Origin of the sequence: Gimesia chilikensis (assembly GCF_008329715.1) — a bacterium.
In the GTDB taxonomy this organism is placed as follows: domain Bacteria; phylum Planctomycetota; class Planctomycetia; order Planctomycetales; family Planctomycetaceae; genus Gimesia; species Gimesia chilikensis.
This window is the reverse complement of the sequence record NZ_VTSR01000018.1, coordinates 217,571-233,433: the sequence shown is the minus strand read 5'-3', so window position 1 is coordinate 233,433 and position 15,863 is coordinate 217,571. Positions and strand designations below refer to the sequence as shown.

Here is a 15,863-nt window from a genome sequence, read left to right as displayed (position 1 = left end):
ATCTTAGGACTCCTGGTTAATTTTAACGACGTAAAAGGCCTGTGTTTCCTGGTTATAATCCGTCAGACGTACCAGATCTCCCTTCTGGATTGTTTCGTCTTCCGAACGAATATGCAGCTTGAGAGGGGCTCCTTCCGTCTCCAGTTCGGCCTGGCCGAACTTCTCAGTGACCGAACTGCTGGTCACATAACATGATTTGCCTAACAATGTTTCGATTTGATTGGGAGGAGTAAACTGAAAATAGCCCTTGAATGGCTGCGTGATCAACTTGGTCACGACCAGGCTGATCCCCAGATTTCTCAGGAACAGCGGGAGATAGTCCATCGCAGATTGAATCTCGACCTTGGAATCGAAGTTGATGGAGAGCATCCACATACTGAGCGAGAAAATACTCATCCAGACCATGACGGGCACTTCACCGAGATTCAGGAACTTCAAACCGATGAAACCAAAATCCAGAATGGACGGGCCATTTCCCCCGACTTCAAAGTCCAGATCAAAATCCAGCAGATCGAAGTCCAACACCCCGATAATCACACACAGCCAGTACAGCACGCAGATGGCGACCAGTACCGTTGCCGGCAGGGTGGGCCAGTTCAGAGCTGCGTGCAGTAATTCAGTCACGGCGGGCTTTCAGCTTTAAAGGAAATAAAAATCAGCTCACACCTCCCGGACAGCAGGGAAGTGCGAAATCCTCCCGTACCTCGCTGGAAAGAGAATCCAACGAGTATGGTTCTTTCAGTATGAACCATAAATCAGATTTGGCAGACTAAAGAACGTAAAAATCAGTCCACGGATCACGAAAACCGGGCAATCCGGCAGATTTTTTCCCGATAGAGGAATCGCGCCCAAAAAGGCAGTTGTTCAGCACACACCCCCTGTAGGGAAATCAGAATCAAAAACGGGGAAATCTTCTGTGAAGAAATAAAAACGACTCAAGTAATGACTCCTCGCCTCCGAAGCATACCGCGCATGAAAAAACCACCTGTTGCAACGATTCTGTGCAACAGGTGGTTCAACAGGATTATGCTGATTGCCAGCAGGGAGCAGGCTTAGCCTTCCATCTGCTGTAATTCGATTGGCGGAGCCCCCATGATGTGGTAACCCGAATCGACATGGTGATTCTCACCGGAAACACCACTCGAGAGGTCGCTCAACAGGTACATGCCTGCTTTGCCGACGTCATCCGGAGTAATGTTCTTCCGCAAGGGTGACATGGTGGAATAGAGCTTCATCATCACGTCAAACTCACCCACGGCTGAAGAGCTGAGTGTTTTCAGCGGGCCAGCACTCAGGCTGTTTACGCGAATGCCTTCAGGGCCGAGTTCGTTGGCCAGATACATTACGGTGTTTTCCAGTGCGGACTTGCAGATTCCCATGACGTTGTAACCGGGAATCACTTTCTCACCGCCGAGGTAGCTCAACGTGAGCATGCTGCCGCCCGGCTTGAGAATTTCACGGGCACGACGGGCGATGGTGATCAGGCTGTAAACGCTGATTTCCATCGAGAGCTTGAATCCATCCCGGCTGACGTTGTAAACCGGTCCCTTGAGGTCGTCCATGGGAGCATAGGCGATTGAGTGCAGCAGAAAATCAATTTGTCCGTACTCAGCCTTAATCTTGTCGAACACCTTGTCCAGGTCTTCTTCTTTGGTCACATCGCAGGGAAGCATGATCTCTGCCCCACGTGGCTCTACCAGCTTCCTCAGCCGACGCTCCATGCGGGGACGCTCGGGGTCTTTATCGGGAAGGTGTGTGAAAGCCATCTCGGCTCCCTCATCATACAGCTTCTCTGTAATCGCCCAGGCGATGGAATGGTCATTCGCAATGCCAAATACAAGACCTTTTTTACCTTCAAAAAGCCCCATGCTGTGATACTCCGTAAATTTTTAAAAATCCAGATAGATTGAAGTGACGGGGATATTCAATCTGCTACTGTTAATCGCGTCTTAATACAGCGTATAAACTATTCGAATTGCCGCCAATAGAAAAGCCAAAGGCGGCCTGTTGTTCGTGAAAACAACAAACCGCCTTGAATCTAAGGAGTATCAATTTCAGATCAGAGCTGGTTTATTCCAGTGCTCCGACCATGCTGGAGGATTCCTGTTCTGACTGAACACCCTCTTCTGTCTGATTTTCCTCATCTTCCTTATTGGGGAAGATGGCATCCACGAACCCACGCAGGTGAGCACTTCGCGTCTGGTGCTGCAGTTTCCGCAGGGCTTTGGATTCGATCTGACGGATACGTTCGCGGGTCACCTTGAAGATACGACCGGTTTCTTCGAGGGTGTAGCTGTAACCGTCACCCAGACCATATCGCAGACGAATGATTTCCCGTTCGCGATAGGTCAGACTTTTGAGCACGTGCTCGATTTTGTCTTTGAGCATTTCCCGCATCGCGGCATCGGCGGGTGAAGATTCGTGTCCGTCTTCCAGGAAATCGCCGAAGCTGCTGTCTTCGCTCTCTCCGACGGGTGTATCCAGGCTGATCGGATGCTTCCAGGTCTTCATGATCCGCTCAGTCTCTTCCACACCCAGTCCGACGGAATCAGCCAGTTCTTCCATGGTCGGTTCGCGACCGGTTTCCTGGCGAATCTGTTCGCTGCGGGCTTTGAGGGTCGAGATGCTCTGGAACATGTGGACGGGAATACGAATCGTCCGGGCATGGTCAGCAACGGCACGGGTAATTGCCTGACGAATCCACCAGGTAGCGTAAGTTGAGAACTTGTAACCACGGCGGTACTCGTATTTTTCCACGCCCCGCATCAGGCCGGCGTTTCCTTCCTGGATCAGGTCGAGGAAGCTCAGACCACGGTTACGATATTTCTTGGCGATCGAAACAACCAGTCGCAGGTTACCGCCGGAAAGCTGCTGTTTCGCTTCCGTCCAGTCATCAAAGCGACGTTTGATTTCGCGTGAACGACTCTGAAAGTCATCGGCCGATTCAACAACCATGGTTGTCAGTTCTGCCAGTTCGCGTTCCAGCAGGCGTGTGTCCGTTGTCTTGTGACGCAGTTGCCGAAAGTCTTCCAGCTGTTCCTGTACTTCACGCATCCGACCGGCAATCTGGTGAATACGTTTCAGGACAGGCTGCAGACGCTGAGTTCGCAGACAGAGTTCTTCACAGAGAGTCGCCATTTTCTGACGACGGACTCGCATGCGTCTGCGAATCTCGCGCTGTTCGACCTTGCCGGCTTCACCCGATTCGAGTTTTTCAAAATCGTCCCGATTTTTCTCCATTAACGCCTGCAAAGTGGCGATATTAAAAGGCATCCGGCCCATGATCTGATCTTTGGTGGCATCCTCAGTATCAGAAGTTCGCAGTGTGCGTTCGAAGGGCAGTTCACCCGCGTAAACTTTCTCCAGAGTATCGATGGCAATCTTCAGTGCAAAGTCAGATTCGAGCACAGTGCGGCGGAACCGCTTGCGCGTAATCTCGATTTTCTTTGCCAGAAAAATTTCACGCGAACGACTCAACAGTGGAATGTTACCCATCTGGCTGAGGTACATGCGAATGGGATCGCGTGAAGAGAGTGAAGTTTCAGCTTCCACCATCGACGAATTGGAATCGTCATCATCGTCTGAATTGGATGAAGCTTCCGGGTCCGTTTCTGCAGATGTATCCATCGCAGATACTTCTTCCTCATCAATATCTGCATTCGGATCATCAATCAGGTCCAGGGCACGCTCTTCCAGACCGACGACGATGTACTCGATCAGAGACGGATCGCCACCTTCATCAGGCAGGAAGGTATGGACCTGCTGAAATGTTAGAAAACCTTGTTCTTCCGCTTCCTGAAATAATGAATTCAGATTGGCATCGAAACGGTGCACGGGTCACTCCCTTTAATATGTATTTGCAAAATTCTGTCGGTCACACGTCCGTGCGTAACCACGGCGTTTTTGTTTATGAGAATAAAAGGAACGTCTGATCTAAAGCGTCAAAGCTGACCATCTGACATCCCTTTTCCTGTTGTTATATCTGTATTAATTGAGTGGACATGTTCTAATGCCACTCTACTCATACCTGTCTGCTTCCTATAGAGTCAGACAGTGAAATAATCATAAAACTCATCAAAACCTGAAGACGTTCTCTGAGCCCGGCGAAATAGTCCTTCAGTAACATCAACTGCGCGGAGAAAGGCTCAAAGCAGAACCTGGTCTTTTGAGGTAGATTGGGCGTCGCGTAGAACAAACTGCCGCTGGCATTGCTCAAATACGCACTCGTGCTCTTAGTCGGAGCATCCGGTTCGCCAACATCATTCTTCAAGAGGGTTCTCTCCCAAGGCATCCTTACAACTCCCGAGAACCTGAAAAAGCCAATAAGCCTCCAGCTCATATAGCCCCATACTACCACAACTTTCTGTAACGTCTACGGAAATCCCCATCACGAATTAAAAATTTGTAAAAAACCTCTCAAGCTTTACCTGTCAATAACTTACGACTAAATCCTGCCTGCACTCGCAGAGCCAGATCCACCTCCGTCCACAGGCTTGTTCATGGGATTTAAATCTCAATTGTGCAGCAATTTAAGGGCTCCACACTGAGACAGCTTCCCCAAGACGTTCCGTCGCATACTGTTATTTTCACACCCCACCCCAAATAGTCAATCCCCCGATTTAGATCCTCTGCTGAACATTTAGGGGATCTTCCAGCTTTGACAGTTGTTCTGAAACCGGCCCGACAGTTCTGGAGATGTCCTCTGGGAAACAATTGGTCTTGATTGAACTTATACCCGGGCTTGATATACTGGTTGTCGAGGCGTTTTCAATACATTGTTTAAAAACAATTAAGGCGGGTAACCGCCAGACCAGAGCCTTCGTTTACGTGATAGCTACCCTTTACTGTAAATTTATTGGCTGTAGATGAGAAAGTGAAATCAGTTCAAATGAGTGCAGACACAGAGAAAACATCAAGCGAAGCTGTCAAGGGTCTCAAAGGAATCATTGCAGCCGACAGTTCCATCTGTTTAGTCAACGGTACTGAAGGGAAGCTGCTGTATCGTGGTTACAACATCGATGACCTGGCGGAAAACGCAACCTTCGAGGAAGTTTCATTCCTGCTGCTGAATGGCGAACTTCCCAACGAATCTCAACTGACAGACTATCAGAACGAGTTGAAGAAACATCGCAGCATCCCCGCAGAACTGATCGACACCCTGAAGAACCTGCCTGAGTCAGCACCACCAATGGCGCTGCTGCGGTCACTGACCTCTCTGGCTGGTGTTTACGATCCGGATGCCGAAGAAGAGTCTTACGAAAAACGGCTGGAGATCTCGATCAAACTGATCTCTCAAATCCCCACAATGGTTGCCGCCATCCATCGGATTCGTAAAGGTCTGGAGCCTGTGGAACCCGATTCCAGTCTGTGCCACGCGGGCAACTTCATGTATATGCTCAACGGTGAAAAGCCGAGCGAAGACGCGACCCGCGCCATGGACCTGATTCTCACCCTGCACGCAGAACACGGTTTGAACGCCAGTACGTTCACCAGTCGGGTGATCATCGCCACACTCCCCGATATTTACTCCGCAATCACCGGAGCCATCGGTGCCCTGAAGGGGAAACTGCACGGCGGTGCCAACACCGAAGTTCTCAAGACCCTGTTCGAAATCGGTTCCATCGAGAACATCACTCCCTACATCAAAAATGTGCGGGAAAACAAAGGCAAATTCATGGGCTTTGGCCACGCGGTTTACCAGGTGGAAGACCCGCGTGCCAAGCACCTCAAAGAATTGTCCCGTCGACTGGGAGAAGAGACCGGCGAACCCAAGTGGTACGAAATGTCGATCGAAATGGAAAAGCAGGTCTACGCGGAAATCAAGCGGAACTGCAACGTCGACTTCTACTCGGCCAGCCTGCAGCACTACATGGGTATCCCCGGCGATCTCTTCACCTGTATCTTCGCATCCAGCCGGATCGCGGGATGGTGTGCTCACATTCTGGAACAGCTGGATGGCAACAAAATCATCCGCCCCAAGGCGAACTACATCGGCTACGAAGAACGTTCTTACATTCCGGTCAGCCAGCGTTAAAACGACGTTTTCAACTCGCACTCCAAAAACCCCGGCCAGGTTGCCGGGGTTTTTTCTGCATTTTGTAACTACACAACCAAACGCTTAATCAGTTCAATCTGGCGACAGAAATCAGTCAGGGAGCCCGCAATGCCAAATGCCAGCCGAAGTGTCCGATTTCAGATCCGGTGCCTGTGCCTGCTGTTGATCCTGTCTGGCTGGCAAATCACAGCAGAATGTGGCGTGATCTACGTCGACAATCGCGCGGGCAATAATTCCTTCAACGGTATCGCCCCTAAAACAAACAATGGCAAGAATGGCCCTGTCAAAACGATTCAGCGGGCCCTCGAGTATGCCGGCCCCGGAGACAAGATCATTCTAATCAACAATGATCTGCCTTACGAGGAAGCATTGACGCTCTCCGGCAAACGGCACAGCGGGCTGGGTAAGGAAAAATTCACGATCCTCGGGAATGGTGCCACCATCAGCGGTGCGATCCCGGTCCCTCAAAATGGCTGGCGCAAGCTGGACGACGGACTCTGGAAAGTCACCCCCTTTCGCAAAGGTTATTTTAACCTGTACCTGGACGGGAAACCCGTACCTGAATTTAAACCCGCCTCGGGCGAAGCCCTGCAGCTCTCCGAAATTCCTGCAGGAAAATGGGCGGTGCACCATGGATCCATCTTCTATCGCGAACAGAAAAACCAGCAGCCCTGGATGGAATCCTTCTCACTGGCCGGGAAGTCAGTCGGACTCTCGCTGATTGATGTTTCGGGAGTACAGATTTCAGATGTCACGTTTGAAAATTTCCGCGTGGATGGCATCAATGTCCATGATCGCTGCAAAGAGATCGTGCTGGATAAAGTCACCTGCACCGGAAACGGTCGCTGTGGACTGTCCGTCAACGGGACCAGCCAGGTCGAAGTCATCGATTCCAAACTGATCGACAACCGCGTAGAAGACCTGCTCATTACCGAACAGGGTGTGGCCAATGTGAAGCAGACACAACTGGGCAAAGAGGTCGAAGTGAAACCGTAAGCTTCGCGGCAACATCCTGATGCTGCAATCGGCTAGTGTTCGCCGTCCTGCCCTTCCAGATCTTCGAGTTCCTTCTCCGCTTCCCGCTCGGCATCGCTCAGCTTCAGGCCAGTCCGATTCGAGTAATACAGGCCTACCAGTGTCACGGGAATATACTGCACCAGGTGATAGTAAATGGAGGCGGCAAATGCTTTCGCTTCAGGCACACCAAACGGCTGCAGACTGATTTTGAAGCAAAACTGAACCACCCCGAAAAATCCAGGTGTCGCGGGGACCGTCACCCCGAATGCAGTCACTCCCAGCACCACAAACGCCGCCAGGGGAGTGATCTCGATCTGGAAACTCCAGAGCGCCACCAGAATACTCAGGCCATTGATAAACCACTGGGCAAATGAGGTCCAGATGATCCCAAATGCCAGTCGCCCGCTTTTCATCGAAGCCATGCCCTCCGCTCCCGCACGCATCATTTCCAATACGAGATGCGTCAGCTTTTCCGGTAGAAAGGGAATCAGACTGAACAGTTTCTGAAACAGGCCAATCACTGCTTCCGTCCAGATCAGATACGCGGCCAGCACCAGGATGATCACAGGCATAATACCTGCCAGAAACAGGCTGGCTGTCTGATAATCTTTCGAAAGGCCAGGTGCGAAATAAATGCCGCACCACAGGTAACAGAGAATCGCCACAATATCAAACAGCCGCTCCAGAACCACGGTTGAGAGCACGGTTGTTTTGGGAATCTGAAACTGCCGCCCAAGGACATAGACGCGTAAAAACTCACCCAGGTGCGCAGGCAGAATATTATTCCCCATGAAGCCAATCATCATCGCCGGGGCCACTTCGGAGATCTTCAACTTCTTGACCGGTTGCAGCAGCATCCGCCAGCGATAGGCTTTCAACCAGAAGAAGAGAAACAGCAATCCCAGCATCACGGGCAACGTCCAGTAATTTGCCTGGCGAAAACTCTCCTGAATCTGCTGCAGATTGACTCCCCAGAGTGCCGCCACCAGGCAGGCAATCGTGACGATGACACCCAGCATCAGCTTGATCAGTTTTGATTTATTAATGGGAATCTCTCCAGAACACAGTCAGCGAACAAAGCAGAATACTTCAACAGAACGGAAAATCTTTTATCGCATCAACTTTATTTTTCAAAGGGGAATCTATTCGGCCGCGGTATCCACAACACATTTAGAACTCCATGTTTATCTATTTTCACAGAGATCGCACCGCTGATACAGGAATTTTTTACAATGTTCCTACCTTTAGGTTAAAACCTCTTGCCAACTTAATAAGAGAATTTTATCCTTCTTTCCTCTTCGCACGTATTGGCATACTTTCCCAATATCAAACTGCGTGCAGGGACTCTACCCCATAAAGATTCCAGTTCGGATTTACAGGAATATTTTATCAAGGGATTGAACGTAAGGAGCTCATGGATGAGCGTTTTAAAAATCTATTACCCCGAAGAAACTACCACCGAAACCCCCGTCGCACAGACAGAATCTCAACCAACGATTCTGCCATTCCGTCGGGCACTTAACCGTCAGCCCCGGTTCGAACGGCAGACTGACTGGGTTCTGAACCGCGCACGGATCCTGTTTCAAAATCAGCAGTGCCCGGCATGCAACAGTTCCTCAGTTGAGAAACTGGAACTGCGAGACGGCTTGCTCAACCGCAGGAACCGGATGATTCCGGGAACATCCACGGTTGTCGGCTTCCGTTGTGAATGCTGTGATACAGAATGGCCTGCCTGAAACAGCTGAAATCCTTCCCAGGATAACGGTAGTTCGAGGACTTACATCACAGAGAAGTAGTTTTCGACAGCAAAGTCGAATGCCTCCGCGCTGAGTTTGCGCGGCAGTTCCTTGTAGGTGCAGAAGTTCTTGACCTGTAACAGGAGGTCACGCGGCTGACAGGCGCGGAACGGTCGATCAACGGCTTTGTAGTGCGTATCGACCAGGTGCTGGTAAGCCTCCTCGTCAAACTGAAAGCCCATGATCGGTGACATCAACTCAAACAAGGCCCGGAATTCCTCCTCGGAGGGATCGAGGGCCTCGATTTTGTAGGGAATACGTCGCAGAAACGCAGCATCGACCAGATCCTTCGGCTCCAGGTTCGTCGAAAAGATAATCAACTGGTCGAAGGGCACCTGAATCTTTTTCCCGCTGGGCAGGTTCAGGAAGTCATAGCGTTTTTCCAATGGAACAATCCAGCGGTTGAGTAACTCATCTACGGGCATGCGCTGACGTCCAAAGTCGTCGATCACAAACGTCCCGCAGTTACTCTTCAACTGTAGCGGGGCTTCACAGATCTTGGTCTGCTGATTCTGCGTAATTTCCAGTTCCTTCATGGTGAGTTCCCCCCCGGCGATCACCGTAGGACGCACAATCTGCACCCACCGCTGATCAATGCCGGACAGGTCAAACAAGCCCTCGGCTGTCTCTTCCTGGACGACTTCTTCATGAAGTCCCGGGTCAAAGATCCGAATAATGTCTCCATCGATGCCCAGGCAGCGAGGAATCCAGATCGTCGAACCGAAGGCTTTGGTTATCCGCTCTGCGATACTCGTCTTCCCGTTACCCGCTTCGCCAAACAGGAACATCCCCCGACCTGAGTTGACCGCAGGTCCCAGGCGATCAAGCATCTTGGGATTAATAATCAGATCGGAAAACGCTTCTTTCAGATCCGATTGGGTGGCTTCCTGCTTGGCAATGCTCTGCAGTTCCATCGCCTTGAGATAGTCTTTAAAACAGACGGGGGCCGCTCCGAAATAGGTACACTCCTGCGTATACCGTCGTGCGCGCTCCCGACCAAGTTCGGTAATCATGAATTCATAGTCACCCATTTCGGCAGTACTGCCATAAGCAACCAGCTGATCCTGCTTGGCACGCTTCAGAATGGCGTCCACAATTCCAAAGGGCAACTTGATCTGCTTACAGATCTGGCGTCCCGTTTGAGTCCCTTTCGCCAGCAGATACTTCAGGATCAATCTCTCGATTTCATCCTGGGTCAAACCGGTATCATCCAGCGTTTCCGGACACTGTGGAACGAATTTCCCCTGCGATTCTTCGGTACTCCCTTTCAACAGGGACTGTACGCGATTAAACAACTGGCTCAGATGCTGATCCTTGCCAATCACGCGCATGGGTTCGCTTAATTCGGGAAGAGCAGAGGTCGACAGGCCATCTGCGTCGCCTTCAGCGTACGAGTCCGAATCGTCAGAATTCTCGGAGGCAGCCAGCTCCAGCATGCTCAGTGAGGCCAGAAGCTCTTCGGTATTCACCGTATTCGATGCGGTTTTCCCTGTGGCTTCATTTGCATCATGGTTGGATTGAAGATTGGACACGTCGGAAGTAGTTTCATGAGCTGACATATTCGGTTCACATTCCATCTAATGCGTTGAATGGAAAAGCCGCATCATCCGGTCGTATCTTTTCCGGCCAGGCCCGCTTTGATGTAAGTGAGAGGAAGTGCAACCTGCTTTTACACGCTGCAATGCAAACATAGCTCGGGTAATGTGCGAGTCAAATTTGTTTTTCAACTCTGATTAATCATCGCCCGTTTCAGGCAATTTGACTCGCCCCACCACGGCTTGGCTACTCCCATCTAATCAGTGACCAGAAGTTCCCTGCAACAGCTGGACCGATCACAGGAGTTGCACCAGTTAATCATCAAAATAGTCAATACCCTGTTTATTTTTCTAAACAGCCAGGCGAACAGACAGGGAAAATTTGACTTGGTATCGCCCCGACCTAGATTCCCTCTGTGAGAGTATTCTCTTGCAGACAGGCAACTTCCATCTCTTCTTACTTGAACTGGATGCTTCTATGTGTGGAATTGCGGGCTTCATCCGCACTGATCGACGCCCCGTCGAACAGGCAGAACTGAAAAAGATGATTGCGACTCTGAATCACCGTGGTCCTGATGCCTCAGGCACACAGGTCTCGGATTCAGTCGGACTGGCACATAGTCGACTCAGCATTGTCGACCTGGCCGGTGGCCTGCAGCCTATGCAGACTCCCGATGGCATGCTCAGCGTCACATTCAACGGAGAGATTTTCAACCACATCGAACTGCGTGCCGAGCTCCAGCAGAAAGGCTACCAGTTCCAGACCCACTCCGATACAGAAGTCATCCTGCTGATGTACGCCGAATATGGTCCGGAGTGCGTACATCACTTTAATGGACAGTGGGCCTTCGCGATCCATGATCGACGTAAACAGGAAGTCTTTCTGTCCCGCGACCGGATGGGAATCCGCCCGCTGGTCTATACGCAGACTCCCAGTCGCTTCTGCTTTGCCTCAGAAATCAAAGCCCTGTTTGCCCTGCCGGATGTCGAACGACGCGTCGATCACACAGCATTGAACCAGCTGTTTACCTTCTGGTCTCCTCTGCCTCCCCGTACATTTTTTGCCGGTGTCTCTGAACTGCCCCCCGGTCATTCCATGATCGTGAAAGATGGTAACGTTAAAGTCTGGCAATACTGGAATCTCGACTATTCCCCCAACGAAGACAACCGATCGCTGGACGACTGGGCAGACGAACTGCGGTCGCTGCTGATCAACGCCACCCAGCTCCGACTGCGGGCTGACGTTTCCGTCGGCGCCTACCTGAGCGGCGGACTCGACTCTTCAATCACAGCAGCCATCATTCGCAATTACACTAACGCTCCGCTGAACACCTTCTCGGTCAACTTCAATGACAAAGATTTTGACGAAAGCCAGTTCCAGCAGGAAATGATCACCGAACTGGGCACCGACCATCAGACTGTCTGCTGCTCTTATGACGATATCGGCCGCATCTTCCCGACGGTAATTCAGCACACTGAAAAACCGGTTTTACGCACAGCACCTGCCCCCATGTTTCTTCTGTCGAAACTGGTCCGGGAGAGTCAGTTCAAAGTTGTCATGACGGGAGAGGGTGCCGACGAAGTCTTCGGCGGCTACGACCTGTTTAAAGAAACAAAAATCCGTCGCTTCTGGAGTCGGCAACCGGATTCCAAAATCCGTCCGCTGCTGCTCAAGCGTCTCTACCCTTACATGAAAAATCTGCAGGCCCAGTCCCCCGACTACCTGAAAGCGTTCTTCAAGATTCGTGAAGACGAGCTCGACAGCCCCTTCTTCTCGCATCTCCCGCGCTGGGACCTGACAGCCAAACTCAAAACCTTCTTCAGCGATGACCTCAAACAGGAACTGCAATCACAGGATCCACAGGCTGAGTTCCAGCAACAACTGCCCGCTCAGTTTTCGGAGTGGCCCTCTTTCTGTCAGGCACAGTACCTTGAAGCCATCAATCTGATGCCCGGCTACATTCTGTCTTCCCAGGGAGACCGGATGGCAATGGGCAATTCAGTCGAAGGCCGGTTCCCGTTCCTGGACTACCGGGTGGTCGAGTTCGCTTCCCGCGTTCCCGTACGCTTCAAGATGAACGGTCTCAACGAAAAATTCCTGCTGAAATACGCCTTGAGAGACCTGATTCCCGACAGCATTCGCCAACGTCCCAAACAACCTTATCGTGCCCCGGACGCACACAGCTTCATCGACTCAAACAGCCAGCAGGCGCGGTTTGCTTATGTCAACGAACTGCTGTCACCGGAACGCCTGGAGGCGCATGGACTCTTCCAGCCCACCGCAGTTCAGCGACTGGTCAAAAAGATGGAACAGGGACGCGCCATCGGCACTCGAGACAACATGGCTCTGGTCGGAATTCTTTCGACCCAGATTCTGGTCGAACAGATGATCAACGGCCAGACAGTCACGGCCAGAAAAGACACAACAGCTCCCGCCACCATTACGAGTTAACACAATCCCTTAATAACATCTCCACTCAGTACAGCTAAGAGGTAATAACATGAATCCCATTCAATCAGAGATCCGTAACTTTGTCGCCGAAAACTTCCTGTTCGGGGAAGATCCGGAATCTTTGCAGAACGACGACTCATTCCTGGAAACTGGCATCATCGATTCCACCGGCGTGCTCGAACTGGTTGCCTTTATCGAAGACCAGTATGACGTTGAAGTCGATGACGATGAACTTGTCCCGGAAAACCTGGACTCCATCAATCGTCTGATCGACTTCATCGAATCCAAAATCAAAGAACTGGCCTAATTTCAAAGGAGCGGGCTGTTGTTACTACAATCATTTCTGGAACAGAGCGCCAGTCATCATCCTGACAAAGTCGCCTTGATCATCAATCAGTCGCAGTACACCTACCGGGAACTGGAACAGCAGAGCAACCGGCTGGCACATGCCCTGCTGGAACGGGGGCTGCAAAGAGGAGACCGGGTGGCCATCCATCTGGAAAACTCCCTCGAAGCCGTCGTCGCGATCTTTGCGACCATCAAGGCGGGTGGTGTGTTCGTAATGGTCAATCCCACTACGAAAATCGATAAGCTGACCTACGTGCTCAACAACTGTCGGTCCAGCGTACTGATCATCCCGGGAAAGAAACGGACCTCGATCCTCGAACATTCCGATCTGCTGCCCCACCTGAAAACCGTGGTGACCGTGGGTCCTGCCACCGGACATCCGGAGCAGACCGATCTACAGATGCCCCGCTTCGAAGAGTGGGATCAACTGCAGTCTGATTTCGCGGACCAGAATACCCCGCCACACATCCAGACGATCAGTATCGATCTGGCGGCCCTGGTCTACACCTCAGGCTCAACGGGAAATCCCAAAGGGGTCATGCTGACGCATTTAAACATGACTTCAGCCGCCCGCTCCATTACCACCTACCTGATGAATGTCCCTGAAGACATCATCCTCAACGTACTCCCGCTGTCGTTCGACTATGGTCTCTATCAGCTACTGATGGTTTTCCGCGTCGGTGCGACACTGGTTCTTGAAAAATCGTTTACCTATCCACATGCAGTTCTGCAGAAGATCATTGATGAAAAAGTGACCGGATTTCCGCTGGTCCCGACGATGTCTGCCATTCTGCTGAAAATGGATCTCTCCAAGTATGACTTCTCGCAGCTGCGTTATATCACCAACACCGGTGCCGCGCTGCCCACAGAGCATATCCTGACATTCCGCAAACGGCTGCCTCACCTGCAGATCTTCTCGATGTATGGTCTGACCGAATGCAAGCGGGTTTCGTACCTGCCCCTCGATCAGGTCGATACCAGAACCGGTTCGGTGGGTATCGCCATGCCGGACACGGAAGTCTTCATCGTCGACGACGAAGGCCATCGCCTGCCCCCCGAACATGTCGGCGAACTGGTCGTGCGTGGTGCCAATGTCATGAAAGGTTACTGGGAAGCCCCCGAACGTACTGCCGAGCGTCTGAAAGTGGGAGAACTGCCGGGAGAAATGTTCCTGTATACCGGCGATCTGTTCCGCATGGACCGCGAAGGCTACCTGTACTTCGTAGGCCGACGAGACGACATCATTAAAAGTCGCGGTGAAAAAGTCAGCCCCAAGGAAGTGGAAAATGTACTGTTTGCCCATCCGGCAATTTCGGAAGCCGCCATCGTGGGTGATCCCGATCCGGTCCTGGGACAGTCGATCCGTGCCATCGTGACTCTGATGCCCGGAGAGGAACTGACCGAAAAAGAGGTCCTTTCCTACTGTCGCAAGCACCTGGAAGATTTCATGGTTCCACAGAAAGTGGAATTCCGTGATGAGCTTCCGAAATCACCCAACGGCAAAGTCGATAAAAAACAGCTGGCTCTGCCCTGATACGGCGATCCACAAAGCGATTTCATACACAATACATACTTATTACCAACGCCTGCTGAATCGTTCTCAGTGGGCAACAGGAGAACCATAAATGTCGACCACAACTTCCACCCGTACTTTCAGTCCTGCTTTGTTAGATCTCGATTGTGCTGCAGAAACCGAACGCATCGTTCGCTGGATGCAGGAGACCGTCCGCAAAGATATGCGTAAAAAAGGCGCCGTTCTGGGTCTCTCCGGAGGGATCGACAGCAGCGTTGTGACTGCACTTTGTGTCCACGCCTTCGGTTCTGACCGGGTGCTGGGGATCATGATGCCCGAACACGACACAAAAGACGAAAGCCTGATCTACGGCCAGTTACTCGCCGATCATTACCATGTCGAGTCACTCGTCGAAAACATCTCCCCCATGCTGCAGGGAGCGGGCTGTTACGAACGCCGTGATGCTGCCATCAAAAAGGTCATCCCGGAATACGAACCTCACTGGAAATCCAAAATCGTGCTGCCCAACCTGCTCCGGGAAGGGGGCTACCGTGTCTTTTCCGTAGTCGTGCAGACTCCGGACGGGGAACTGATCAAGAAACGACTTCCCCTCTCGGCCTATCAGACCATTGTCGCAGCAACGAACTTCAAACAGCGCTGTCGAAAAATGATGGAATACTATCACGCAGACCGTCTGAACTACGCAGTGCCGGGTACTCCGAATCGCCTCGAATACGACCAGGGCTTCTTCGTCAAAAATGGTGATGGTGCTGCAGACCTGAAACCGATCGCGCACCTTTACAAGACGCAGGTCTATCAGCTGGCAGCTTACTTGAATGTTCCGGAACTGATCCAGATGCGTCCTCCGACTACCGACACCTACTCTCTGGAACAGTCCCAGGAAGAATTTTTCTTTGCCGTCTCTTACGACAAACTGGACTGCTGCCTGTATGGCTTAAACCATGGTTATTCCGCAGCCGAAGTGGCAGAAGGTATCGGACTGCCCGCCGAACAGGTTGCACTGGTTTACAGCGACATCGAATCAAAACGCAAAGCAGGTCGTTACCTGCACATGTCACCACAATTGATTGAACGTGTCGCTAACTGAGACCGTTGCTGGAGAGGCAACTGTGATGGAAAGGATATG

The 15,863-nt window shown here is 51.5% G+C and carries 12 protein-coding genes; 7 read left to right on the top strand and 5 right to left on the bottom strand.

The genetic code is table 11. The features are described 5' to 3' along the window. Window positions 1–3: 3 nt before the first annotated feature. The 3 genes from FYZ48_RS22145 to FYZ48_RS22135 form a co-directional block, all read right to left on the bottom strand. Complete coding sequence (locus FYZ48_RS22145; protein ID WP_149344399.1) at window positions 4–624, bottom strand: hypothetical protein; 621 nt, start codon at window positions 622–624, stop codon at window positions 4–6. A 428-nt stretch (window positions 625–1,052) separates the two neighbouring features. After that, window positions 1,053–1,868, bottom strand: a complete 816-nt coding sequence (locus FYZ48_RS22140; RefSeq protein WP_145043037.1) for an enoyl-ACP reductase FabI — start codon at window positions 1,866–1,868, stop codon at window positions 1,053–1,055. 202 nt (window positions 1,869–2,070) lie between these two features. Next, entirely contained in the window at window positions 2,071–3,834 is a 1,764-nt protein-coding gene (locus FYZ48_RS22135) for a sigma-70 family RNA polymerase sigma factor (protein ID WP_149344397.1), read from the bottom strand. A gap of 1,054 nt (window positions 3,835–4,888) precedes the next feature. Between FYZ48_RS22135 and FYZ48_RS22130 the strand changes: the two genes are divergently transcribed. Both FYZ48_RS22130 and FYZ48_RS22125 read left to right on the top strand, forming a co-directional pair. Next, on the top strand, window positions 4,889–6,034 hold the full coding sequence (locus tag FYZ48_RS22130; RefSeq protein WP_149344395.1) for a citrate synthase: 1,146 nt from the start codon (window positions 4,889–4,891) through the stop codon (window positions 6,032–6,034). 129 nt (window positions 6,035–6,163) lie between these two features. Then, window positions 6,164–7,051 (top strand): right-handed parallel beta-helix repeat-containing protein, encoded by an 888-nt coding sequence (locus tag FYZ48_RS22125; protein ID WP_149344393.1) that lies wholly within the window; start codon window positions 6,164–6,166, stop codon window positions 7,049–7,051. 32 nt (window positions 7,052–7,083) lie between these two features. Here FYZ48_RS22125 and FYZ48_RS22120 read toward each other — a convergent pair whose 3' ends face one another. Further along, window positions 7,084–8,091: a lysylphosphatidylglycerol synthase transmembrane domain-containing protein gene (locus FYZ48_RS22120; RefSeq protein WP_149344391.1), complete on the bottom strand. Its 1,008-nt coding sequence runs from the start codon at window positions 8,089–8,091 to the stop codon at window positions 7,084–7,086. A gap of 399 nt (window positions 8,092–8,490) precedes the next feature. Here FYZ48_RS22120 and FYZ48_RS22115 point away from each other — a divergent pair, with 399 nt between their 5' ends. Continuing rightward, window positions 8,491–8,808: a hypothetical protein gene (locus tag FYZ48_RS22115; protein WP_149344389.1), complete on the top strand. Its 318-nt coding sequence runs from the start codon at window positions 8,491–8,493 to the stop codon at window positions 8,806–8,808. A gap of 41 nt (window positions 8,809–8,849) precedes the next feature. Here FYZ48_RS22115 and FYZ48_RS22110 read toward each other — a convergent pair whose 3' ends face one another. After that, the gene (locus FYZ48_RS22110) at window positions 8,850–10,400 is read right to left on the bottom strand and encodes an AAA family ATPase (RefSeq protein ID WP_242022739.1); all 1,551 of its coding nucleotides are present in this window, start codon (window positions 10,398–10,400) and stop codon (window positions 8,850–8,852) included. 481 nt (window positions 10,401–10,881) lie between these two features. On the opposite strand from FYZ48_RS22110, the gene asnB reads away from it, so the two are divergent. From asnB to nadE, 4 genes are all read left to right on the top strand, one after another. Further along, on the top strand, window positions 10,882–12,855 hold the full coding sequence (asnB, locus tag FYZ48_RS22105; RefSeq protein ID WP_149344385.1) for an asparagine synthase (glutamine-hydrolyzing): 1,974 nt from the start codon (window positions 10,882–10,884) through the stop codon (window positions 12,853–12,855). Window positions 12,856–12,904: 49 nt separating this feature from the next. Then, complete coding sequence (locus FYZ48_RS22100) at window positions 12,905–13,162, top strand: acyl carrier protein (protein ID WP_149344383.1); 258 nt, start codon at window positions 12,905–12,907, stop codon at window positions 13,160–13,162. Between the two features lie 18 nt (window positions 13,163–13,180). Beyond that, window positions 13,181–14,737 carry a class I adenylate-forming enzyme family protein gene (locus FYZ48_RS22095; RefSeq protein WP_149344381.1) on the top strand — a complete coding sequence of 519 codons (1,557 nt, stop codon included), beginning with the start codon at window positions 13,181–13,183 and terminating at the stop codon, window positions 14,735–14,737. Window positions 14,738–14,828: 91 nt separating this feature from the next. Beyond that, window positions 14,829–15,824, top strand: a complete 996-nt coding sequence (nadE, locus tag FYZ48_RS22090) for an NAD(+) synthase (protein ID WP_149344379.1) — start codon at window positions 14,829–14,831, stop codon at window positions 15,822–15,824. Window positions 15,825–15,863: the final 39 nt, after the last annotated feature.

Excerpts from the sequence above, each read along its gene's own strand:
- FYZ48_RS22125 (WP_149344393.1), top strand. The coding sequence starts at position 6,164 with ATGCCAAATGCCAGCCGAAGTGTCCGATTTCAGATCCGGTGCCTGTGC.
- FYZ48_RS22120 (WP_149344391.1), bottom strand. The coding sequence starts at position 8,091 with ATGCTGGGTGTCATCGTCACGATTGCCTGCCTGGTGGCGGCACTCTGG.
- FYZ48_RS22115 (WP_149344389.1), top strand. The coding sequence starts at position 8,491 with ATGAGCGTTTTAAAAATCTATTACCCCGAAGAAACTACCACCGAAACC.
- FYZ48_RS22130 (WP_149344395.1), top strand. The coding sequence starts at position 4,889 with ATGAGTGCAGACACAGAGAAAACATCAAGCGAAGCTGTCAAGGGTCTC.
- FYZ48_RS22100 (WP_149344383.1), top strand. The coding sequence starts at position 12,905 with ATGAATCCCATTCAATCAGAGATCCGTAACTTTGTCGCCGAAAACTTC.
- asnB (WP_149344385.1), top strand. The coding sequence starts at position 10,882 with ATGTGTGGAATTGCGGGCTTCATCCGCACTGATCGACGCCCCGTCGAA.
- FYZ48_RS22140 (WP_145043037.1), bottom strand. The coding sequence starts at position 1,868 with ATGGGGCTTTTTGAAGGTAAAAAAGGTCTTGTATTTGGCATTGCGAAT.
- nadE (WP_149344379.1), top strand. The coding sequence starts at position 14,829 with ATGTCGACCACAACTTCCACCCGTACTTTCAGTCCTGCTTTGTTAGAT.